The organism is Stenotrophomonas sp. SMYL86 (genome assembly GCF_036320025.1).
GTDB lineage: Bacteria > Pseudomonadota > Gammaproteobacteria > Xanthomonadales > Xanthomonadaceae > Stenotrophomonas > Stenotrophomonas maltophilia_A.
Genome location: NZ_JAWIRU010000018.1, coordinates 88,420 through 103,112, shown reverse-complemented (window position 1 = coordinate 103,112; position 14,693 = coordinate 88,420). Strand labels below are relative to the sequence as shown.

The following is a 14,693-nucleotide window of genomic DNA, read 5'->3' as shown; positions in this document are numbered from 1 at the left end:
TGTCGGAGTGCGGGGTGTCAGCCGCATGGATGCGGCTGCCAAGCCTACAGGGACGTACTTGCGGCGTCCCCGCACTCCGACACCGCCCCGCCAACCCACGGAATGCCAGCTTTTGCTTTTGCTTTTGCTTTTGCTGTTGAGGTTGCCGGCCAGCGGCCGGCACTACCAGGGGTGCAGGGCGCAGCCCTGCCGAAAAACACACATAAAAAAACAGCAGGCCGAGGCCTGCTGTTTCGGTGTAATGGTGCGCCCGGAGAGATTCGAACTCCCGACCGCCTGGTTCGTAGCCAGGTACTCTATCCAACTGAGCTACGGGCGCCAATTACATAAACTTGTTGTGCTGACTGTGTATGGTGCGCCCGGAGAGATTCGAACTCCCGACCGCCTGGTTCGTAGCCAGGTACTCTATCCAACTGAGCTACGGGCGCGCGGTACACAATCAACTTACTGCTAAATTTTACTGCATTTCCAGCGGCGGATGCTGAAAACCTGTCGAGTGGTGCGCCCGGAGAGATTCGAACTCCCGACCGCCTGGTTCGTAGCCAGGTACTCTATCCAACTGAGCTACGGGCGCCCTGCGACAGGAGCGGAATTATGCGGATGTCGGCGCGTACCGTCAACAGTTTTGTGAAAATTTTCATCCAACTGAATGAAAAAGCTGTCAGCTACGGCCTCCGGCGCCTTCAGCCACGCGAAATGATCGGAGCGCGTGCCCAGTTCCTGCGCGGACAGCACGCGCAGCTGCGCGGCCACATTCGGCAGCTTCGCCAGCAGCGTCTGCATCGATCCGGTCGGTGCCAACCAGTCGTGCTCCATCAATACGGCCTGTGCGCTGCCATGCACGCGCGCCATCTGCGCATCGAGGTCTTCGTTCATGCCGGCCGCGGCGTAGTGGTTGTTCAGGCCAACGCGTGCCCAGTCGGCAATCAGCCCGCGCGCTTCGGTGCCACCAAAGCCGAGGCGCCGCCCATGCAGCACGCCCTGGCGTTGCGCGATCCACGGCAGGAAACGATAGACCAGCGGCAGCAGCCAGCCGCGCGGTGGTGGGAAGCCGCGCCAGAACGGTGAGCCGCTGGCGGCCAGCCACAGCCGGTTGAAGTGCTGCGGGTTGCGGCCGGCATGCACGCAGGCCAGCTGCCCGCCCAGACTGTGTCCACCGATGATCCAGGGCAGGGCGTCGGTGGCGTCATCGGCTGCGGCCAGGACGGCCTGGCTGGCCGGCAGATCCTGTTCGAGTACCTCGCGATAGCCCCAGTCCTGCGTGCGCGACGGGCGCAGTGAGCTGCTGCCGTTGCCGCGCCACTCATGCAGGTAGACCGCCACGCCCTTCGCCGCCAGCGCCAATGCCAGTGGCAGGTAGTGACGCGCGGCCACGCCCAGCGCTGGCAGCCACAGCAGGCGCGCGATGGGCTGTGCGGGCACGCAGGCGATCACTTCGTAGCGATGGCCATCAGTGCACTGCACGGCAACGACGTCCGGTGCGAGACTCATGCGTGCGGTGCCGCGCCGAAGTGATCGAGTACCAGCACCTCGCTGCGGCCAGGCGCGTAGCCCTGCTGCAGGCCGCGCGCAACGTAGTCGATGCCGGCTTCGCAGGCATTGGCCAGGCTCAGGCCGTTGCACAGCTGCGCGGCGATGGCCGAGGCGAGCGTGCAGCCTGTGCCATGTGCGTCCAGCGGCAGGCGGGCGTGGATGAATTCTTCGCTGCTGACGCCGTCGAAGTAGCGATCGATCACGCGGTTGCCTTCCTGCAGGTGGCCGCCTTTCAGCAGCACCGCACCGGCACCGAGCTCGAGCAGGGCAGAGGCAGCCTGTTCGGCGTCATCGCCGTTGCCGATCTTCCGGCCGATCAGGAGTTCTGCTTCCGGGGTATTGGGTGTAACCAGCGTCGCCAACGGCAGCAGGCGTTCGCGCATGGCCTTGAGCGCACTTTCCTCCAGCAGGCGCGCGCCGCTGGTGGCGACCATCACCGGGTCCAGCACCACGTGCGGCGGGCGATGCTTTTCCAGTGCGTCGGCGACGGCATGGATCACCTCGGCGTTGGCCAGCATGCCGAGTTTCACGGCATGGATGTCGAAGTCATCGAAGCAGGCTTCGATCTGCGCCTGCAGGAATGCGATCGGTGGCACATGCACGGCGGTGACGCCACGGGTGTTCTGTGCAGTCAGCGCGGCGAACACGGCCAGGCCATGCACGCGGTGCGCGGCGAAGGCCTTGAGATCGGCAGGGACACCGGCGCCACCGCCGGAGTCGGAGCCGGCGATGGTGAGGGCGGAAACGGGAGTGGTCGGGCTCATCAGTTGATTGTGCCGTGGTCCCGCAGGGGAAGGTAGATCCACGCCATGCGTGGATGTCCTTGATTCAATGCCGCCAACGCGCCCACTGCTGGTACACCACATAACCCAGCCCGGTCAGGCCGGTCAGCAGGGCGGGGGCGAGGAGGGCGTCGTATTGCCAGCGCATGAACAACCAGGCGCCGAGGATGCCGCCGGCGAGGAAGCCGCTGATGATCAGGCCGCTGAGGGTCAGCCGCCGTACCTGCAGCGGCAGTCCGCGCAGCAGGTGGCCCAGGCCGATGCCGAGGTCGGTGAACATGCCGCTGAGGTGGGTGGTGCGCACCACCGCGCCACTGAAGGTGGTCGCCATCGCATTCTGCAGGCCGCAGGCCATGGCGGCGGCCAGTGCACCCCAGATCTGATGCTGTTCGAACAGCGGAATGGCCACCAGCAGCAGTGCCGATTCCAGCGCCAGCGCGACACCGTAGCGGCGGCCCAGCTGCAATGCGCTGTCCTGGATCAGCAGGCCGCTGAGCATCGCGCCCAGCGAAAACGCGATCAGCAATCCCCACAGGTGGCCGACCGCGCGCCAGTCACCCTGGGCCAGCGCCATGCCCAGCTGGCTGGTGCTGCCGGTCATGTGGCTGACCGCCTGGTGCTCGAAACCGAGGAAGCCGACCACGTTGACCATGCCGGCCACGCACGAGAGCGCGACCGCGCCGATCCAGACCCAGGTGGGCAGGCGTATTCCCATCGGCGGGGCGCCTCAGGGCCCGCCGAAGCCGCCGTTGAACTGCAGCTCGCTGAAGGTGTTGCTGGCCGGGTCGAATACCGCGCCCCAGAACTGCGTGCCGCCGTCACAGACGCGGATCGCTTCCCGTGCCGGGTTGATGCCGCTGTCGTCGGGCAGATGGAAGGCGTTGATGTAGATCAGCCGCTTGCCGGTGCTTTCGATGCCGACGTACTGGCGGTCGAAGTCCAGCACCTTCGGTACCTGTGACTCCAGCGACGACAGCTGCGCTTCCAGCTGGTCGATCTGCTGCCGGCTGGGTGCCCAGTAGCCGCTGACCCGCCCGGCCTCGCGGCCGGGACTGGGGCGCGAGCAGGTGTCGAGCACCTGCGCGGCGATGATCGGGCGGGTGACCACCCAGGATTGGCCGGTACGCTCGGCGGTCGGCACGCTGGCCGGGCCGCGCGTGGTGGTGCAGGCACCCAGGGCGGCTGCGAGGGCGATCGCAGCCGTGGGCAGCAGCAGGCGGGTGCAGCGGTTCACAACACCTCCGAAGCGTAATCGGCCAGGCGCGAGCGTTCGCCTCGGCGCAGGGTGATGTGCGCACTATGCGGCCAGTTCTTGAAGCGATCCACCGCGTAGGTCAGGCCCGAGGTGGTCTCGGTCAGGTACGGGGTGTCGATCTGCTCGACGTTGCCCAGGCAGACGATCTTGGTACCGGGGCCGGCACGGGTGATCAGCGTCTTCATCTGCTTGGGGGTGAGGTTCTGCGCCTCGTCCAGGATCAGGTAGCGCGACAGGAAGGTGCGGCCCCGCATGAAGTTCATCGAGCGGATCTTGATGCGGCTGGCGAGCAGGTCGTTGGTCGCCTGGCGCCCCCAGGTGCCGCCTTCCTGGTTGTGCGTGAGCACTTCCAGGTTGTCGGTCAGTGCACCCATCCACGGCGTCATCTTCTCTTCCTCGGTGCCGGGCAGGAAGCCGATGTCCTCGCCGACGCTGACCGTGGCGCGGGTCATGATGATCTCGCGGTAGCGCTGCTGGTCCATCGTCTGCGCCAGGCCGGCGGCCAGCGCCAGCAGGGTCTTGCCGGTGCCGGCGGTACCCAGCAGCGTGACGAAGTCGATCTCCGGATCCATCAGTGCGTTGAGCGCGAAGTTCTGTTCTCGGTTGCGTGCGCTGATGCCCCACACGGCGTGGCTGCCGTGGCGGAAATCATCGACCAGTGACAGCACCACCTTGCCGTCGCCGACCACGCGGCTGACGCGCAGCTCGACTTCATCTTCGCCAGGCAGGTAGACGTACTGGTTCGGGTACCACTCCTCGCCATCCTGCGCCAGGATTTCGTAATGCGTGCGGCCCTTGTCGCTCCAGCTGCGCAGGTCATCGCCGTGGCGCTTCCAGAAGTCTTCCGGCAGCTCGGTGGCGCCGGTGTAGAGCAGGCTGAAATCGTCCAGCGCGCGGTCGTTCTCGTAGTCCTCGGACACGATGCCGGCGATCGCGGCCTTGATCCGCAGGTTGATGTCCTTGGAGACGAACACCACCGGCAGGTCCGGGGTTTCTTCCTTCAGCGCCAGGATCGCGCCGAGGATGGCGTTGTCCGGGATGACCTTGCCGAAGCTCTTGCCGGCGTCGAAATGGCTGGTCTGGAAGCGCAGCTTGCCGGCGCTCTGCTTGCCGCGCAGCTGCAGGCCATTGGGTCGCTGCAGCGGAATGCCGTCGGCCAGGTTGTCCAGGCCGGATTCCTGCACCAGCTCGTTGAGGAAGCGGCTCACCTGGCGGGCGTTGCGGCTCGCTTCGGAGGTGCCCTTCTTGCCGTTGTCCAGCTCCTCGATCACCTGCATGGGCAGGTAGACGTCGTGCTCCTCGAATTTGAACAGCGCGGTGGGATCGTGCATCAGCACGTTGGTATCCAGCACGTAGATGCGCTTGCCTCGGGTCATCGTCGATTCCTGGTTACGGACAGGGAAAAACCACCACGGCCTGCTGCGGGGCAGGGTGATGGCAGACACAGTAGGCAGTGGGACTCACTTGGACTGGGAGGCCTTCAGTTCGGCGAGAACGGCATCGGCATGACCTGCAACCTTGACCTTGCGCCAGGACTGCACGATGCGGCTGTCGGGGGAAATCAGGAAGGTGCTGCGTTCGATGCCACGTACCTGCTTGCCGTACATGTTCTTCATCCTGATCACGTCGAAGGCGCTGCACAGCGCTTCGTCGCCATCGCTGACCAACGGGAAGTTGAAGCCCTGCTTGGCACAGAAGTTGTCGTGCGACTTCACCGAGTCGCGCGAGACACCGAGTACCACCGCGCCTGCCTTCTTGAATTTCGGCAGCAGTGCGTTGAAGTCGATGCCTTCGGTGGTGCAGCCGGGGGTGCTGTCCTTGGGATAGAAGTACAGCACCAGCCAGTGGCCGGCGTAGTCGCCGAGAGTGGCCTGTTCGCCACCGGACAGCGCCAGCGGCAGGGAGAGGGTGGAGCTGTCCAGGGTATCGCCGTTGTTCATGAGGTCCTTCTGTCGAGCCTGGGTTCTTTCTACGACAATTGCATGAAACGCCACGCGCCCGTGAGAGGCGCGCGAAGAATCAGAATTTCATCGGGTCCATGATCGCGTCCAGGTTCAGGTGGTCGCAGAATTCAAGGAAATCGTCGCGCAGCGCGGCGATGTGCATGTTGGCCGGCACGCCGATGGTGACCTGCGCGCTGAACATCTCCGCACCGGTCTGCATGGCGCGGTAGCGCGTGCTCTGCAGGTTCTCGATGGTGATGCCCTGGCGGTCGAAGAAATCGGCCAGCTGGAACAGGATGCCCGGCTTGTCGGCGGCGATCACTTCGACGATGTACGGCAGCAGGTTGGACTGCGCCTGTTTGGCGGCGGTGCGGTACCAGACCAGTTTCAGGCCCTCTTCGCGCTCCAGCCGGGTCAGCATCGCTTCCAGCTTGGCCACCGAGTCCCAGGAGCCGGTGGCCAGGGCGGTGACCGAGACATCGCGGCCGACCGTGGCCAGGCGTGCGTCCACCAGATTGCAGCCGCTGTCGGCAATGCGGCGGGTGACGGACAGCAGGGGGGACTCCGGATGCGTCGTGTAGGCGTTGATCAGGAGGTGGTTTTCGCTCGGCGCGGGGCGCGGGGTGGTGTCGGTCAAGGCGATTCCGGGTAATGCATGCGTTAGTCTGAATGCCCGCCAGAGGCGGGGATCCACCGGTGTCCAGCATACTTGCCCGTGCTTTCGCGCCGCAAGTAACATTCAGGTCGCCCCCGGCCTTTCGTGGCGGGCGTTTTCCCTTTCCAGCCAAGAGCAGCACGTCCTTGTCCCTTTCCGGCCTCATCACCGCGCTGGCGACCCCGTTCCGGGCCGACGGCGCCCTCGATCCCGACGGTTGGCAGCGCCTGCTGCACCTGCAACTGGAAGGTGGCGTCCATGGCGTTGTCGTAGCCGGCTCGACCGGTGAAGCAGCGACCCTCACCGATGCCGAGTACGACCTGCTGCTGGCCAGCGCGGTCGAGCGCATCGGCGGCCGCATCCCGGTCATGGCCGGTACCGGCCTGTCGGGCACCGCCAAGACCATCGAACAGACCCGCCGTGCCGCCGCGCTTGGCGCCAGCCACGCGCTGGTGGTCACCCCGCCGTACGTGCGGCCGACCCAGGCTGGCCTGATCGCCCACTACCGCGCGGTTGCCGACCAGGGCGGGCTGCCGGTCGTGCTGTACAACGTGCCCGGCCGTACCGGGTGCGACATGCAGCCGGAGACCGTGGCCGAACTGGCCAGCCATCCCAACATCGTCGGCATCAAGGAGGCGGTGGGTGACACCGGCCGGGTGCAGGCGCTGCTCGCCCTGCGCAGCCCGCAGTTTGCCGTGTTCAGTGGCGACGACGGTACGGCGGCGCGCTCGATCCAGGCCGGTATCGATGGCCTGATCTCGGTCGGCTCCAACGTGCTGCCCGGCGCCTACCGCCGGATGTGCGAGCTGGCTGCCGCCCACGACCACGAAGCCACCGGGTCCTGGGATGCGCGCCTGCAGCCGTTCCATGATTTCTGCGGCGTTGAGCCGAACCCGATTCCGGTCAAGGCGTTGCTGCGCCGTATCGGCATCGGTCACGACCTGCGCCTGCCGCTGCTGCCGCTGTCGGTGGCGCACCATCCGGCGGCCGATCATCTTGCCGGCGACATCGCCGCCCTCGAAGCCCTTTCCAGCCACTGACCTTCCGTCTTGGTCTGACCCAGGAGATTCACATGCGTCAATCCGTATCCACCGTCCGCGTGCTGTCCTACGCCCTGCTTGCGGTGGCCGTTGCCGCCGGCACCACCGGCTGCTTCAAGCGTGGCGTCAAGGGCGACTACGCCCTGGCCCCGGAGATGCGTCCGCTGGAAGTGCCGCCGGACCTGAACCTGCCCAACGCCACTAATGACAACAAGGTGCCGACCCTTGCCTCGGCGACCAAGCCGGCGGCCCCGGTGGCTGCGGCCCCGGCCGTGGGCAACACCGGTTTCACCATTGCCGGCGGCAAGGACGAGGCTTTCGCCAAGGTCGGCACCGCGCTGGAAGGCGTGGAAGGCGTGACCATCGCCAGCCGCGCGCAGCTGCTGGGCTCGTATGACGTGGCCTACGAAGGCAGCAACTTCCTGGTCCGCGTGGTCGCCGTCGATGCCGGCGCCTACATCTCCGCGGTCGACCCGCGTGGCCTGCCGGCCACTGCAGAAGCGCCGGTGAAGCTGATCGCCGCGCTCAAGGCAAAGCTGGCCCAGTAAGGGCCGGTCGGGTGGGTGCGGGCCCAGGTCCGCACGTGCCCGGGTAGAGGCCGACCTTGGTCGGCGCTTCTGTGCCAACCAAGGTTGGCACCTACCGGATCCTGCGGTTGGCAGCTACCGGATCTTGCGGTTGGCACCTATCGGATCGCGCGGATGCTATCTGCCGAGCAACGAAAAAGGGCGCCATAGGCGCCCTTTTCGTTGCCGCAAGAGGCGCTTCTCAGCGCTCCAGCAGCTTCAGCTTGTCCGGCTTGCCGTCCCATTCGCCGGCGTCGGCGGGCGGGTCCTTGCGCACGGTCAGTACCGGCCACTCCTTCGCCAGCTCGGCGTTGAGGGCGACGAAGCTCTCCTGGCCGGCAGGAACATCGTCCTCCGGGAAGATCGCGTTGACCGGGCATTCCGGTTCGCAGAGGGTGCAGTCGATGCACTCATCCGGGTCGATCACCAGGAAGTTCGGGCCTTCGTGGAAGCAATCCACGGGACATACTTCCACGCAATCGGTGTGTTTGCACTTGATGCAGTTTTCGGTGACGACAAAGGGCATGGGCTGGGGGTGGATCGATTCCTGAACCCGCCAATTCTAGAACAGGTTGGCCCCCGGTGTCGGCGCGGGGCGGAAATCGGGCGTCTGGCAGGCGCGGCCGTGGTGGTCGTTGGCGGCAGGGTGAGGCCTGTGCGAGGCTGCGGGTCAGCCGGCTGCGTTGGATGGCCGGACCCCTTCCCAGCAGGATCGTTCATGTCCCCAGCCCAGCCCAACATCGCCTCCCATGGTGGTGAGAACACTGCATTCATCGTCCTGATCAGCTGCGTGGCCACGCTGGGTGGATTCCTGTTCGGCTTCGACAGTGGTGTCATCAATGGCACGGTCGATGGCCTGCGCCAGGCCTTCAACTCCAGCGAGGCGGCGCTCGGTTTCGAAGTCGCCTCGATGCTGCTGGGCTGCGCGATCGGTGCCTTCCTGGCCGGCTGGCTGGGGGATCGCCTGGGCCGTCGTGGCGTGCTGATCGCCTCCGCACTGATGTTCCTGGTCTCGGCGCTGGGCGCCGGTGCCGCTCACGCTTCCTGGCTGTTCATCGCCGCACGCGTGCTCGGCGGCTTCGCGGTGGGCGCGGCCAGCGTGATGTCGCCGGCCTACATTGCCGAGGTGGCCTCGGCGCGCTATCGCGGGCGTTTGGCCACGGTGCAGCAGATGGCGATCATCTGCGGCCTGTTCGCCGCCTTCCTCAGCAATTACCTGCTGGCCCGAGCTGCTGGGGCGTCAACCGAGCCGCTATGGCTGGGCCATGAGGCCTGGCGCTGGATGTTCTGGATGCAGGCGCTGCCGTCCGGGCTGTTCCTGCTGTTGTTGCTGGTGATTCCGGAAAGCCCGCGCTTCCTGGTCCTGAAGGGGCGTCAGCAGCAGGCGAGGGCGGTACTGTCGCGGCTGTACGGCGAGGCGGCAGCGGCGACCAAGCAGGCCGAGATCGAAGCCAGCCTGGCCCAGGATCAGCACAAGCCGCGCTTCAGCGACCTGCGCGACACGGTCACCGGCAAGCTGCGCCCGATCCTCTGGGTAGGCATTGGCCTGGCCATGTTCCAGCAGCTGGTCGGCATCAACGTGGTGTTCTATTACGGCGCGGTGCTGTGGCAGGCGGTGGGCTTCTCGGAAAGCGACGCGCTGCTGATCAACGTGCTGTCCGGTGCGCTGAGCATCGGCGCCTGCCTGCTGACGGTGCTGTTGATCGACCGCATCGGGCGCAAGCCGCTGCTGTGGATCGGCTCGGTTGGGATGTCGGTGGCGCTGGTGCTGATGGTGGTCGCCTTCGCCAGTGGCAGCCTGGCCGATGGTCGCCTGCAGCTGTCCGACGGCATGGGCCGGCTGGCGCTGGTTGCGGCCAACGTCTACGTGGTGTTCTTCAACATGTCCTGGGGCCCGGTGATGTGGGTGATGCTGGGCGAAATGTTCCCGAACCAGATCCGCGGCCCGGCACTGGCGGTGGCCGGCGCGGCGCAATGGACCTCGAACTTCGCCATTACCGTGACCTTCCCGATGCTGCTGGCCGGCATCGGCCTGGCCGGTGCCTATGGCATCTATATGGTCGTGGCGATCCTTTCGATCTTCTTCGTGGTCCGCTACGTGCGCGAGACCAAGGGCAAGGAGCTGGAGCAGATGGAAGGCTGACGGCCGGCCTGTGTTTCAGCGCCTCCTTTCTCCGTGGGGAGGCTGCAGGCCAGCCGATCCAGGACACGCCGTAAACCCATCCATGGGGGCTCGATGGCGCCTTGCTCGCGTGCGCTGTCCTGCGCACTCGGCAAGACCAGGGTTGGGCTCCTTGCCCAACCCGTCGGGCGCATGCGCCCAACCCATGGCGCCAACGGTCCTGGATCGGCTGGCCTGCAGCCTCTCGACACATTGCGGGTGGCGGACGCAGGTCTGCGCGTCGGGATTGAATTGGCTGCGGAGGAGCGAGGCTGTTCGTGCCGCCGTCGCGGGAAATCGTCTGGAGGGGGTGGCCCGCCCCCTCCCGCGCAGGAACAGGAAGGCGCTACTGCGACCAGGCCGACCGATGCCAATGCAATCCCCGGAAAACAGAAAAGCCCGCACAAAGGCGGGCTTTTTCGGTTCCTGCTGCGGCGACTGGCGCTCCCTAGGGGACTCGAACCCCTGTTTTAGCCTTGAGAGGGCCACGTCCTAACCACTAGACGAAGGGAGCGTAACTGTGTCGCTGCCGAGGCAGGAGCGCTAGTATATGCACCTCGATGCCATTGGGCAATCCCGAAACTTCAACCGGAAGCGCCAACATCATTTCCTCTGCTACATCACCGTTCAGCCTGCGCGTCATCCCGCGCGACCAGCACACGATCTCCCGCAAGGACATCAGCCCGAACGCCCTGCGCGTGCTTTATCGCCTGCGCGATGCCGGCTTCGGCGCCTACCTTGTCGGCGGCGCGGTGCGCGATCTGCTGGTCAATGGCCAACCCAAGGATTTCGACGTGGCCACCGACGCCACGCCCGAACAGGTCAAGCAGCTGTTCCGCAACTGCCGCCTGATCGGTCGCCGGTTCCGCCTCGCCCACGTCGTGTTCGGCCGCGAGATCATCGAAGTCGCCACCTTCCGTGCCAACAGCGATGACGGCAGCGGCGACCGCGAGATGGAAAACGGCATGCTCGTGCGCGACAACGTGTACGGCACCATCGAAGACGACGCCATCCGCCGCGACTTCACCTGCAACGCCCTGTACTACGCCATCGAGGACTTCTCGGTGCGCGATTACACCGGCGGCTTCGAAGACGTCCAGGCGCGCCTGATGAAGCTGATCGGCGACCCCGAGCAGCGTTATCGCGAAGATCCGGTGCGCATGCTGCGTGCGGTGCGCCTGGCGGCCAAACTCGGCTTCCAGATCGAAGAGGGCACCGCCGCGCCGATCCCGCACCTGGCGGGCCTGCTCAACGAAGCCGCACCGGCGCGCCTGTTCGAAGAAGTGCTCAAGCTGTTCCTGTCCGGGCACGGCGTGGCCAGCTTCGAAGGCCTCGAACGTTACGGCCTGCTGGACGTGCTGTTCCCGGAGAGCGCCAAGGCGCTGAAGTCCAACCGCACCGGCGCGCTGCGCCGCATGCTGGTGGAGGGCCTGGCCAACACCGATGCCCGCGTGGCCAACGATGAACCAGTCTCGCCCGCGTTCCTGTTTGCGCTGCTGCTGTGGCCGGCGTTCTGCCGCGCCCAGGCAACCCTGCTCAAGCAGGGCGTGGCACCGGAAGAGGCGCAGCGCCGTGCCGCCGATCGCGTCACGGTGCAGCAGCTGAGCACCATCGCGCTGCCGCGCCGCTTCTCGCTGCCGATGCAGGAAATCTGGCTGCTGCAGTCGCGCTTCAGCTCGCGCCAGCGCAAGCGCGTGTTCCGTACCCTGACCCATCCGCGCTTCCGCGCTGCGTTCGACTTCCTCAGCCTGCGCCAGGTGGCCTCGGCCGAGCACGCCGCCGATGTCGAGTTCTGGCGTGAGGCGCAGGCGCAGTCCGGTCGCGAGCTGGAATCGTCGCTGGACGTGATGCACAGCGAAGAGGGGGATGACGAGAGCGGGGCACCGCGCAAGCGCCGCCGTCGCCGCCGTCGTCCGGGTGCCCCGGCCGGTGCGGCTGGCGAGTAAACGATGACCCTTGCCTGGATCGGCCTCGGCGCCAACCTTGGCGACGCGGCCGTCACCGTCGGCGCGGCGATTGCCGCGCTCGACGGCCTGCCCGATACCCGCCTGCGCCAAGCCTCAAGGCTGTACGCCACGCCGGCCTGGGGCAATGAAGACCAGCCGCCGTTCGTCAACGCGGTGGCTGCGGTCGAGACCACGCTGCCCGCCGATACGCTGCTGCAGGCGATACTGGCGCTGGAGCAGCGTTTTGGTCGCGTACGCGATCCGGCGGTGCACTGGGGCCCGCGCGCGCTGGACCTGGACCTGCTGCTGTATGGCGCGCAGGTGCTCGACCAGCCTGGTCTGCAGGTGCCGCATCCTTACCTGCACGAGCGTGCCTTCGTGTTGGTGCCGCTGGCCGAAATCGCGCCGGATCTGGCCATTCCCGGCCATGGCCGCGTGCGGGATGCAGTGATGCGGGTGGATGCCTGCGGGATTGCGCCGATAGGGTGATAATGCCCGGGTTATCTCCCCCGGTTATCAGCACATGAGCACCCACGCAGACAGCAAGCCCTGGACCGTTCCCGCCCTGGCCGAGGCCAAGCGCAATGGCCAGAAGCTGGTCATGTTGACCGCCTACGACGCCGGCTTCGCCCGCACTTTCGATGCCAACGGCGTCGACCTGATCCTGATCGGCGATTCTCTGGGCATGGTCGTGCAGGGCCATGATTCGACCTTGCCGGTGACCGTGGCCGACATGGTCTACCACACCCGCGCCGTGGCCCGCGTGCTGCAGCGTGCGTTGCTGGTGGCCGACCTGCCGTTCGGCGCCGATGCCACTCCGGAGCGCGCGCTGGATGCCTCGTTGCAGCTGCTGCAGGCCGGCGCCGAGATGGTCAAGATCGAAGGTGCCGGCTTCAAGGTCGACATCATCCGCTACCTGGTGGAGCGCGAGATTCCGGTCTGCGCGCATCTGGGCCTGACCCCGCAGTCGGTGCTGCGACTGGGCGGCTTCAAGATCCAGGGGCGTGGCGATGCCGCGCGCCAGCTGGTGGAAGATGCCAAGGCTGTGGCCGCTGCCGGCGCCAGCATCATGGTGCTCGAATGCGTGCCGACTCCGGTCGCCGCCGAAGTGACCGCTGCGGTGGATGTGCCGACCATCGGCATTGGCGCAGGCCCGCAGTGCGATGGCCAGGTGCTGGTGCTGCATGATTTCCTCGGCCTGGACAGTGGTCATCGCCGTCCCAAGTTCGTCAAGGATTTCCTTGCCGAAGGCGGTTCGGTGGCCGGTGCCACCCGCGCCTATGCCGACGCGGTGCGCGACGGCAGCTTCCCCGACGAACAGCACGCCTACGCCCAATGATCCAGACCTTCAACGAGCTCGGCGCACTGCGCGGGCAGATCGCCCAGTGGAAGCGCGAGGGCCTGCGCGTGGCGCTGGTGCCGACCATGGGCAACCTGCATGGAGGTCACCATTCGCTGGTGACCCTGGCCCGCCAGTACGCCGACAAGGTGGTGGCGAGCATCTTCGTCAACCCGACCCAGTTCGGGCCGAACGAGGATTTCAGCCGCTACCCGCGCACGCCAGAGGCCGATGTGGCGGGGCTGGAGCAGGCCGGCTGCGATGCGGTGTGGCTGCCCAGCGTCGAGGTGATGTACCCGCTGGGGGTGGACAAGACCACGCGCATGCACGCGCCGGGCGTGAGTGAAGTGCTGGAAGGCGCCAGCCGTCCGGGGCACTTCGATGGCGTCTGCACGGTGGTCGCGCGCCTGTTCCTGCAGGTGCAGCCGGACGTGGCCGTGTTTGGCCGCAAGGACTACCAGCAGCTGGCCGTCATCAAGCAGATGGTGGCCGAACTGTCGTTCCCGATCCAGATCGTCGGTGCGGACATCGTGCGCGACGAGGATGGCCTGGCCAAGAGTTCGCGCAACCAGTACCTGAGCGCCGAACAGCGCCCGGTCGCGACCAGCATCCACCGCACCCTGCTGGGCATGCGCGAGGGTTACGTGGCTGGCCAGTCGCGCGCGCAGATCGAGGCCGACGCAACGGCCGCGCTGCAGGCGGATGGTTTCCAGGTCGACTACGCCGTGTTGCGCACGCCGGAACTGGCCGAGCCGACCTTCGACGGCGGTGGCCGCGTGGCGCTGATCGCCGCACGCCTGGGCAGCACGCGCCTGATCGACAACCTGGAGTTCTGAGCCGCATGCGGCTCCGGGGCGCCCGCAACGGGCGCCTCTCGACTTCCCACGTACGGGAGACCGGAAATGAAGACCCCCAGCACTGATACCGGCCGTCTTGCCCAGGCCTCGATCCTGGCGGTGCTGGCCGCCGGCATGCTGCCGGCCCAGCTGTTTGGCGGCCTGTTGTTCGCGCTTGAATTCCGGCGCACGCCGATGCCTGCGCTCACCGGCGGTGGGCTGATGTTCGTGTTGGCCGTGTGCAATGCGATCGCGGTGTTGCTGCCGATGGCGCTGATCCTGCAGTCTCAACAGCGGCTGCGCCGGACTGGATTCGTGCTGGTCGGCTTCGGACTGGGCGCGCTGGCCATGGCCACCTGCACCTGGCCGGGCGCGGACAATGGTCCGCTGCTGCAGCGCCTGCGCTATGTCGACACCTTCGACGTGATCAGCTATGCATTGCAGGTGCTGGCCGCAGGTGGCTTCGGCCTGGTCGCCGGGCTGGCCTTCCATACGGTGTTCCGGCTGTCTCTGGAGGGCCGTTCCGGGCATGCCGCGCCGCCGCCGCCGGGGGAGGGGGCCTGAACAGCCCTCAGCGTCCTGCTGCGGCCCCCTGACGATGGCCAAGCGGGTGCTAGAATCCGCTCTTTCCTTTGCC

At 66.6% G+C, this 14,693-nt stretch carries 16 protein-coding genes and 4 tRNA genes; 8 read left to right on the top strand and 12 right to left on the bottom strand.

The features are described from left to right. Positions 1 to 242: 242 nt before the first annotated feature. The 10 genes from V3B64_RS17675 to V3B64_RS17630 form a co-directional block, all read right to left on the bottom strand. Positions 243 to 319: transfer RNA gene (locus V3B64_RS17675), tRNA-Arg, on the bottom strand. A gap of 32 nt (positions 320 to 351) precedes the next feature. Next, positions 352 to 428, bottom strand: a tRNA-Arg gene (locus V3B64_RS17670). A 69-nt stretch (positions 429 to 497) separates the two neighbouring features. Then, positions 498 to 574, bottom strand: a tRNA-Arg gene (locus V3B64_RS17665). Then, the gene (locus V3B64_RS17660; RefSeq protein WP_329914605.1) at positions 565 to 1,491 is read right to left on the bottom strand and encodes an alpha/beta fold hydrolase; all 927 of its coding nucleotides are present in this window, start codon (positions 1,489 to 1,491) and stop codon (positions 565 to 567) included. Before V3B64_RS17660 ends, V3B64_RS17665 begins: the two co-directional genes overlap by 10 nt. Then, positions 1,488 to 2,297, bottom strand: coding sequence for a bifunctional hydroxymethylpyrimidine kinase/phosphomethylpyrimidine kinase (thiD, locus tag V3B64_RS17655; protein ID WP_032128843.1), 810 nt, complete (start codon positions 2,295 to 2,297; stop codon positions 1,488 to 1,490). Before thiD ends, V3B64_RS17660 begins: the two co-directional genes overlap by 4 nt. A 64-nt stretch (positions 2,298 to 2,361) precedes the next feature. Next, on the bottom strand, positions 2,362 to 3,030 hold the full coding sequence (locus tag V3B64_RS17650) for a YoaK family protein (RefSeq protein WP_049463692.1): 669 nt from the start codon (positions 3,028 to 3,030) through the stop codon (positions 2,362 to 2,364). Positions 3,031 to 3,042: 12 nt separating this feature from the next. Further along, positions 3,043 to 3,549, bottom strand: coding sequence for a hypothetical protein (locus tag V3B64_RS17645; protein ID WP_049400934.1), 507 nt, complete (start codon positions 3,547 to 3,549; stop codon positions 3,043 to 3,045). Further along, positions 3,546 to 4,946, bottom strand: a complete 1,401-nt coding sequence (locus tag V3B64_RS17640) for a PhoH family protein (protein WP_010484287.1) — start codon at positions 4,944 to 4,946, stop codon at positions 3,546 to 3,548. Before V3B64_RS17640 ends, V3B64_RS17645 begins: the two co-directional genes overlap by 4 nt. A gap of 84 nt (positions 4,947 to 5,030) precedes the next feature. Further along, on the bottom strand, positions 5,031 to 5,510 hold the full coding sequence (locus V3B64_RS17635) for a peroxiredoxin (protein ID WP_329914604.1): 480 nt from the start codon (positions 5,508 to 5,510) through the stop codon (positions 5,031 to 5,033). A 79-nt stretch (positions 5,511 to 5,589) separates the two neighbouring features. Beyond that, positions 5,590 to 6,150 (bottom strand): glycine cleavage system protein R, encoded by a 561-nt coding sequence (locus V3B64_RS17630; RefSeq protein ID WP_005409051.1) that lies wholly within the window; start codon positions 6,148 to 6,150, stop codon positions 5,590 to 5,592. Positions 6,151 to 6,314: 164 nt separating this feature from the next. Here V3B64_RS17630 and dapA point away from each other — a divergent pair, with 164 nt between their 5' ends. Then, the gene (dapA, locus tag V3B64_RS17625; protein WP_049423505.1) at positions 6,315 to 7,208 is read left to right on the top strand and encodes a 4-hydroxy-tetrahydrodipicolinate synthase; all 894 of its coding nucleotides are present in this window, start codon (positions 6,315 to 6,317) and stop codon (positions 7,206 to 7,208) included. Between the two features lie 32 nt (positions 7,209 to 7,240). Then, positions 7,241 to 7,756: a hypothetical protein gene (locus V3B64_RS17620; protein WP_121503731.1), complete on the top strand. Its 516-nt coding sequence runs from the start codon at positions 7,241 to 7,243 to the stop codon at positions 7,754 to 7,756. A gap of 220 nt (positions 7,757 to 7,976) precedes the next feature. Here the strand turns inward: V3B64_RS17620 and fdxA are convergent, their stop codons facing one another. Next, positions 7,977 to 8,300, bottom strand: a complete 324-nt coding sequence (gene fdxA, locus V3B64_RS17615; protein ID WP_004153066.1) for a ferredoxin FdxA — start codon at positions 8,298 to 8,300, stop codon at positions 7,977 to 7,979. 192 nt (positions 8,301 to 8,492) lie between these two features. On the opposite strand from fdxA, the gene V3B64_RS17610 reads away from it, so the two are divergent. Beyond that, positions 8,493 to 9,917 (top strand): sugar porter family MFS transporter, encoded by a 1,425-nt coding sequence (locus tag V3B64_RS17610; RefSeq protein WP_329914603.1) that lies wholly within the window; start codon positions 8,493 to 8,495, stop codon positions 9,915 to 9,917. 457 nt (positions 9,918 to 10,374) lie between these two features. On the opposite strand, the gene V3B64_RS17605 is transcribed toward V3B64_RS17610, so the two are convergent. Then, positions 10,375 to 10,449: transfer RNA gene (locus tag V3B64_RS17605), tRNA-Glu, on the bottom strand. A gap of 52 nt (positions 10,450 to 10,501) precedes the next feature. Between V3B64_RS17605 and pcnB the strand changes: the two genes are divergently transcribed. The 5 genes from pcnB to V3B64_RS17580 all read left to right on the top strand — a co-directional run bounded on the left by pcnB (position 10,502) and on the right by V3B64_RS17580 (position 14,620). Next, complete coding sequence (gene pcnB, locus V3B64_RS17600; protein WP_032128849.1) at positions 10,502 to 11,881, top strand: polynucleotide adenylyltransferase PcnB; 1,380 nt, start codon at positions 10,502 to 10,504, stop codon at positions 11,879 to 11,881. A gap of 3 nt (positions 11,882 to 11,884) precedes the next feature. Then, the gene (gene folK, locus V3B64_RS17595) at positions 11,885 to 12,370 is read left to right on the top strand and encodes a 2-amino-4-hydroxy-6-hydroxymethyldihydropteridine diphosphokinase (protein WP_329914602.1); all 486 of its coding nucleotides are present in this window, start codon (positions 11,885 to 11,887) and stop codon (positions 12,368 to 12,370) included. 34 nt (positions 12,371 to 12,404) lie between these two features. Next, positions 12,405 to 13,220, top strand: a complete 816-nt coding sequence (gene panB / locus V3B64_RS17590; protein WP_005416119.1) for a 3-methyl-2-oxobutanoate hydroxymethyltransferase — start codon at positions 12,405 to 12,407, stop codon at positions 13,218 to 13,220. After that, positions 13,217 to 14,056, top strand: coding sequence for a pantoate--beta-alanine ligase (panC, locus tag V3B64_RS17585; RefSeq protein ID WP_125895697.1), 840 nt, complete (start codon positions 13,217 to 13,219; stop codon positions 14,054 to 14,056). Before panB ends, panC begins: the two co-directional genes overlap by 4 nt. A 66-nt stretch (positions 14,057 to 14,122) precedes the next feature. Beyond that, positions 14,123 to 14,620: a hypothetical protein gene (locus tag V3B64_RS17580; RefSeq protein WP_049400941.1), complete on the top strand. Its 498-nt coding sequence runs from the start codon at positions 14,123 to 14,125 to the stop codon at positions 14,618 to 14,620. The last annotated feature ends 73 nt before the right edge of the window (positions 14,621 to 14,693 follow it).

What these genes read in the sequence shown, in the direction of transcription:
- V3B64_RS17660 (WP_329914605.1), bottom strand. Translation starts at nt 1,491, where the DNA reads ATGAGTCTCGCACCGGACGTCGTTGCCGTGCAGTGCACTGATGGCCAT.
- thiD (WP_032128843.1), bottom strand. Translation starts at nt 2,297, where the DNA reads ATGAGCCCGACCACTCCCGTTTCCGCCCTCACCATCGCCGGCTCCGAC.
- V3B64_RS17650 (WP_049463692.1), bottom strand. Translation starts at nt 3,030, where the DNA reads ATGGGAATACGCCTGCCCACCTGGGTCTGGATCGGCGCGGTCGCGCTC.
- V3B64_RS17640 (WP_010484287.1), bottom strand. Translation starts at nt 4,946, where the DNA reads ATGACCCGAGGCAAGCGCATCTACGTGCTGGATACCAACGTGCTGATG.
- V3B64_RS17635 (WP_329914604.1), bottom strand. Translation starts at nt 5,510, where the DNA reads ATGAACAACGGCGATACCCTGGACAGCTCCACCCTCTCCCTGCCGCTG.
- V3B64_RS17620 (WP_121503731.1), top strand. Translation starts at nt 7,241, where the DNA reads ATGCGTCAATCCGTATCCACCGTCCGCGTGCTGTCCTACGCCCTGCTT.
- fdxA (WP_004153066.1), bottom strand. Translation starts at nt 8,300, where the DNA reads ATGCCCTTTGTCGTCACCGAAAACTGCATCAAGTGCAAACACACCGAT.
- V3B64_RS17610 (WP_329914603.1), top strand. Translation starts at nt 8,493, where the DNA reads ATGTCCCCAGCCCAGCCCAACATCGCCTCCCATGGTGGTGAGAACACT.
- folK (WP_329914602.1), top strand. Translation starts at nt 11,885, where the DNA reads ATGACCCTTGCCTGGATCGGCCTCGGCGCCAACCTTGGCGACGCGGCC.
- panB (WP_005416119.1), top strand. Translation starts at nt 12,405, where the DNA reads ATGAGCACCCACGCAGACAGCAAGCCCTGGACCGTTCCCGCCCTGGCC.
- panC (WP_125895697.1), top strand. Translation starts at nt 13,217, where the DNA reads ATGATCCAGACCTTCAACGAGCTCGGCGCACTGCGCGGGCAGATCGCC.
- V3B64_RS17580 (WP_049400941.1), top strand. Translation starts at nt 14,123, where the DNA reads ATGAAGACCCCCAGCACTGATACCGGCCGTCTTGCCCAGGCCTCGATC.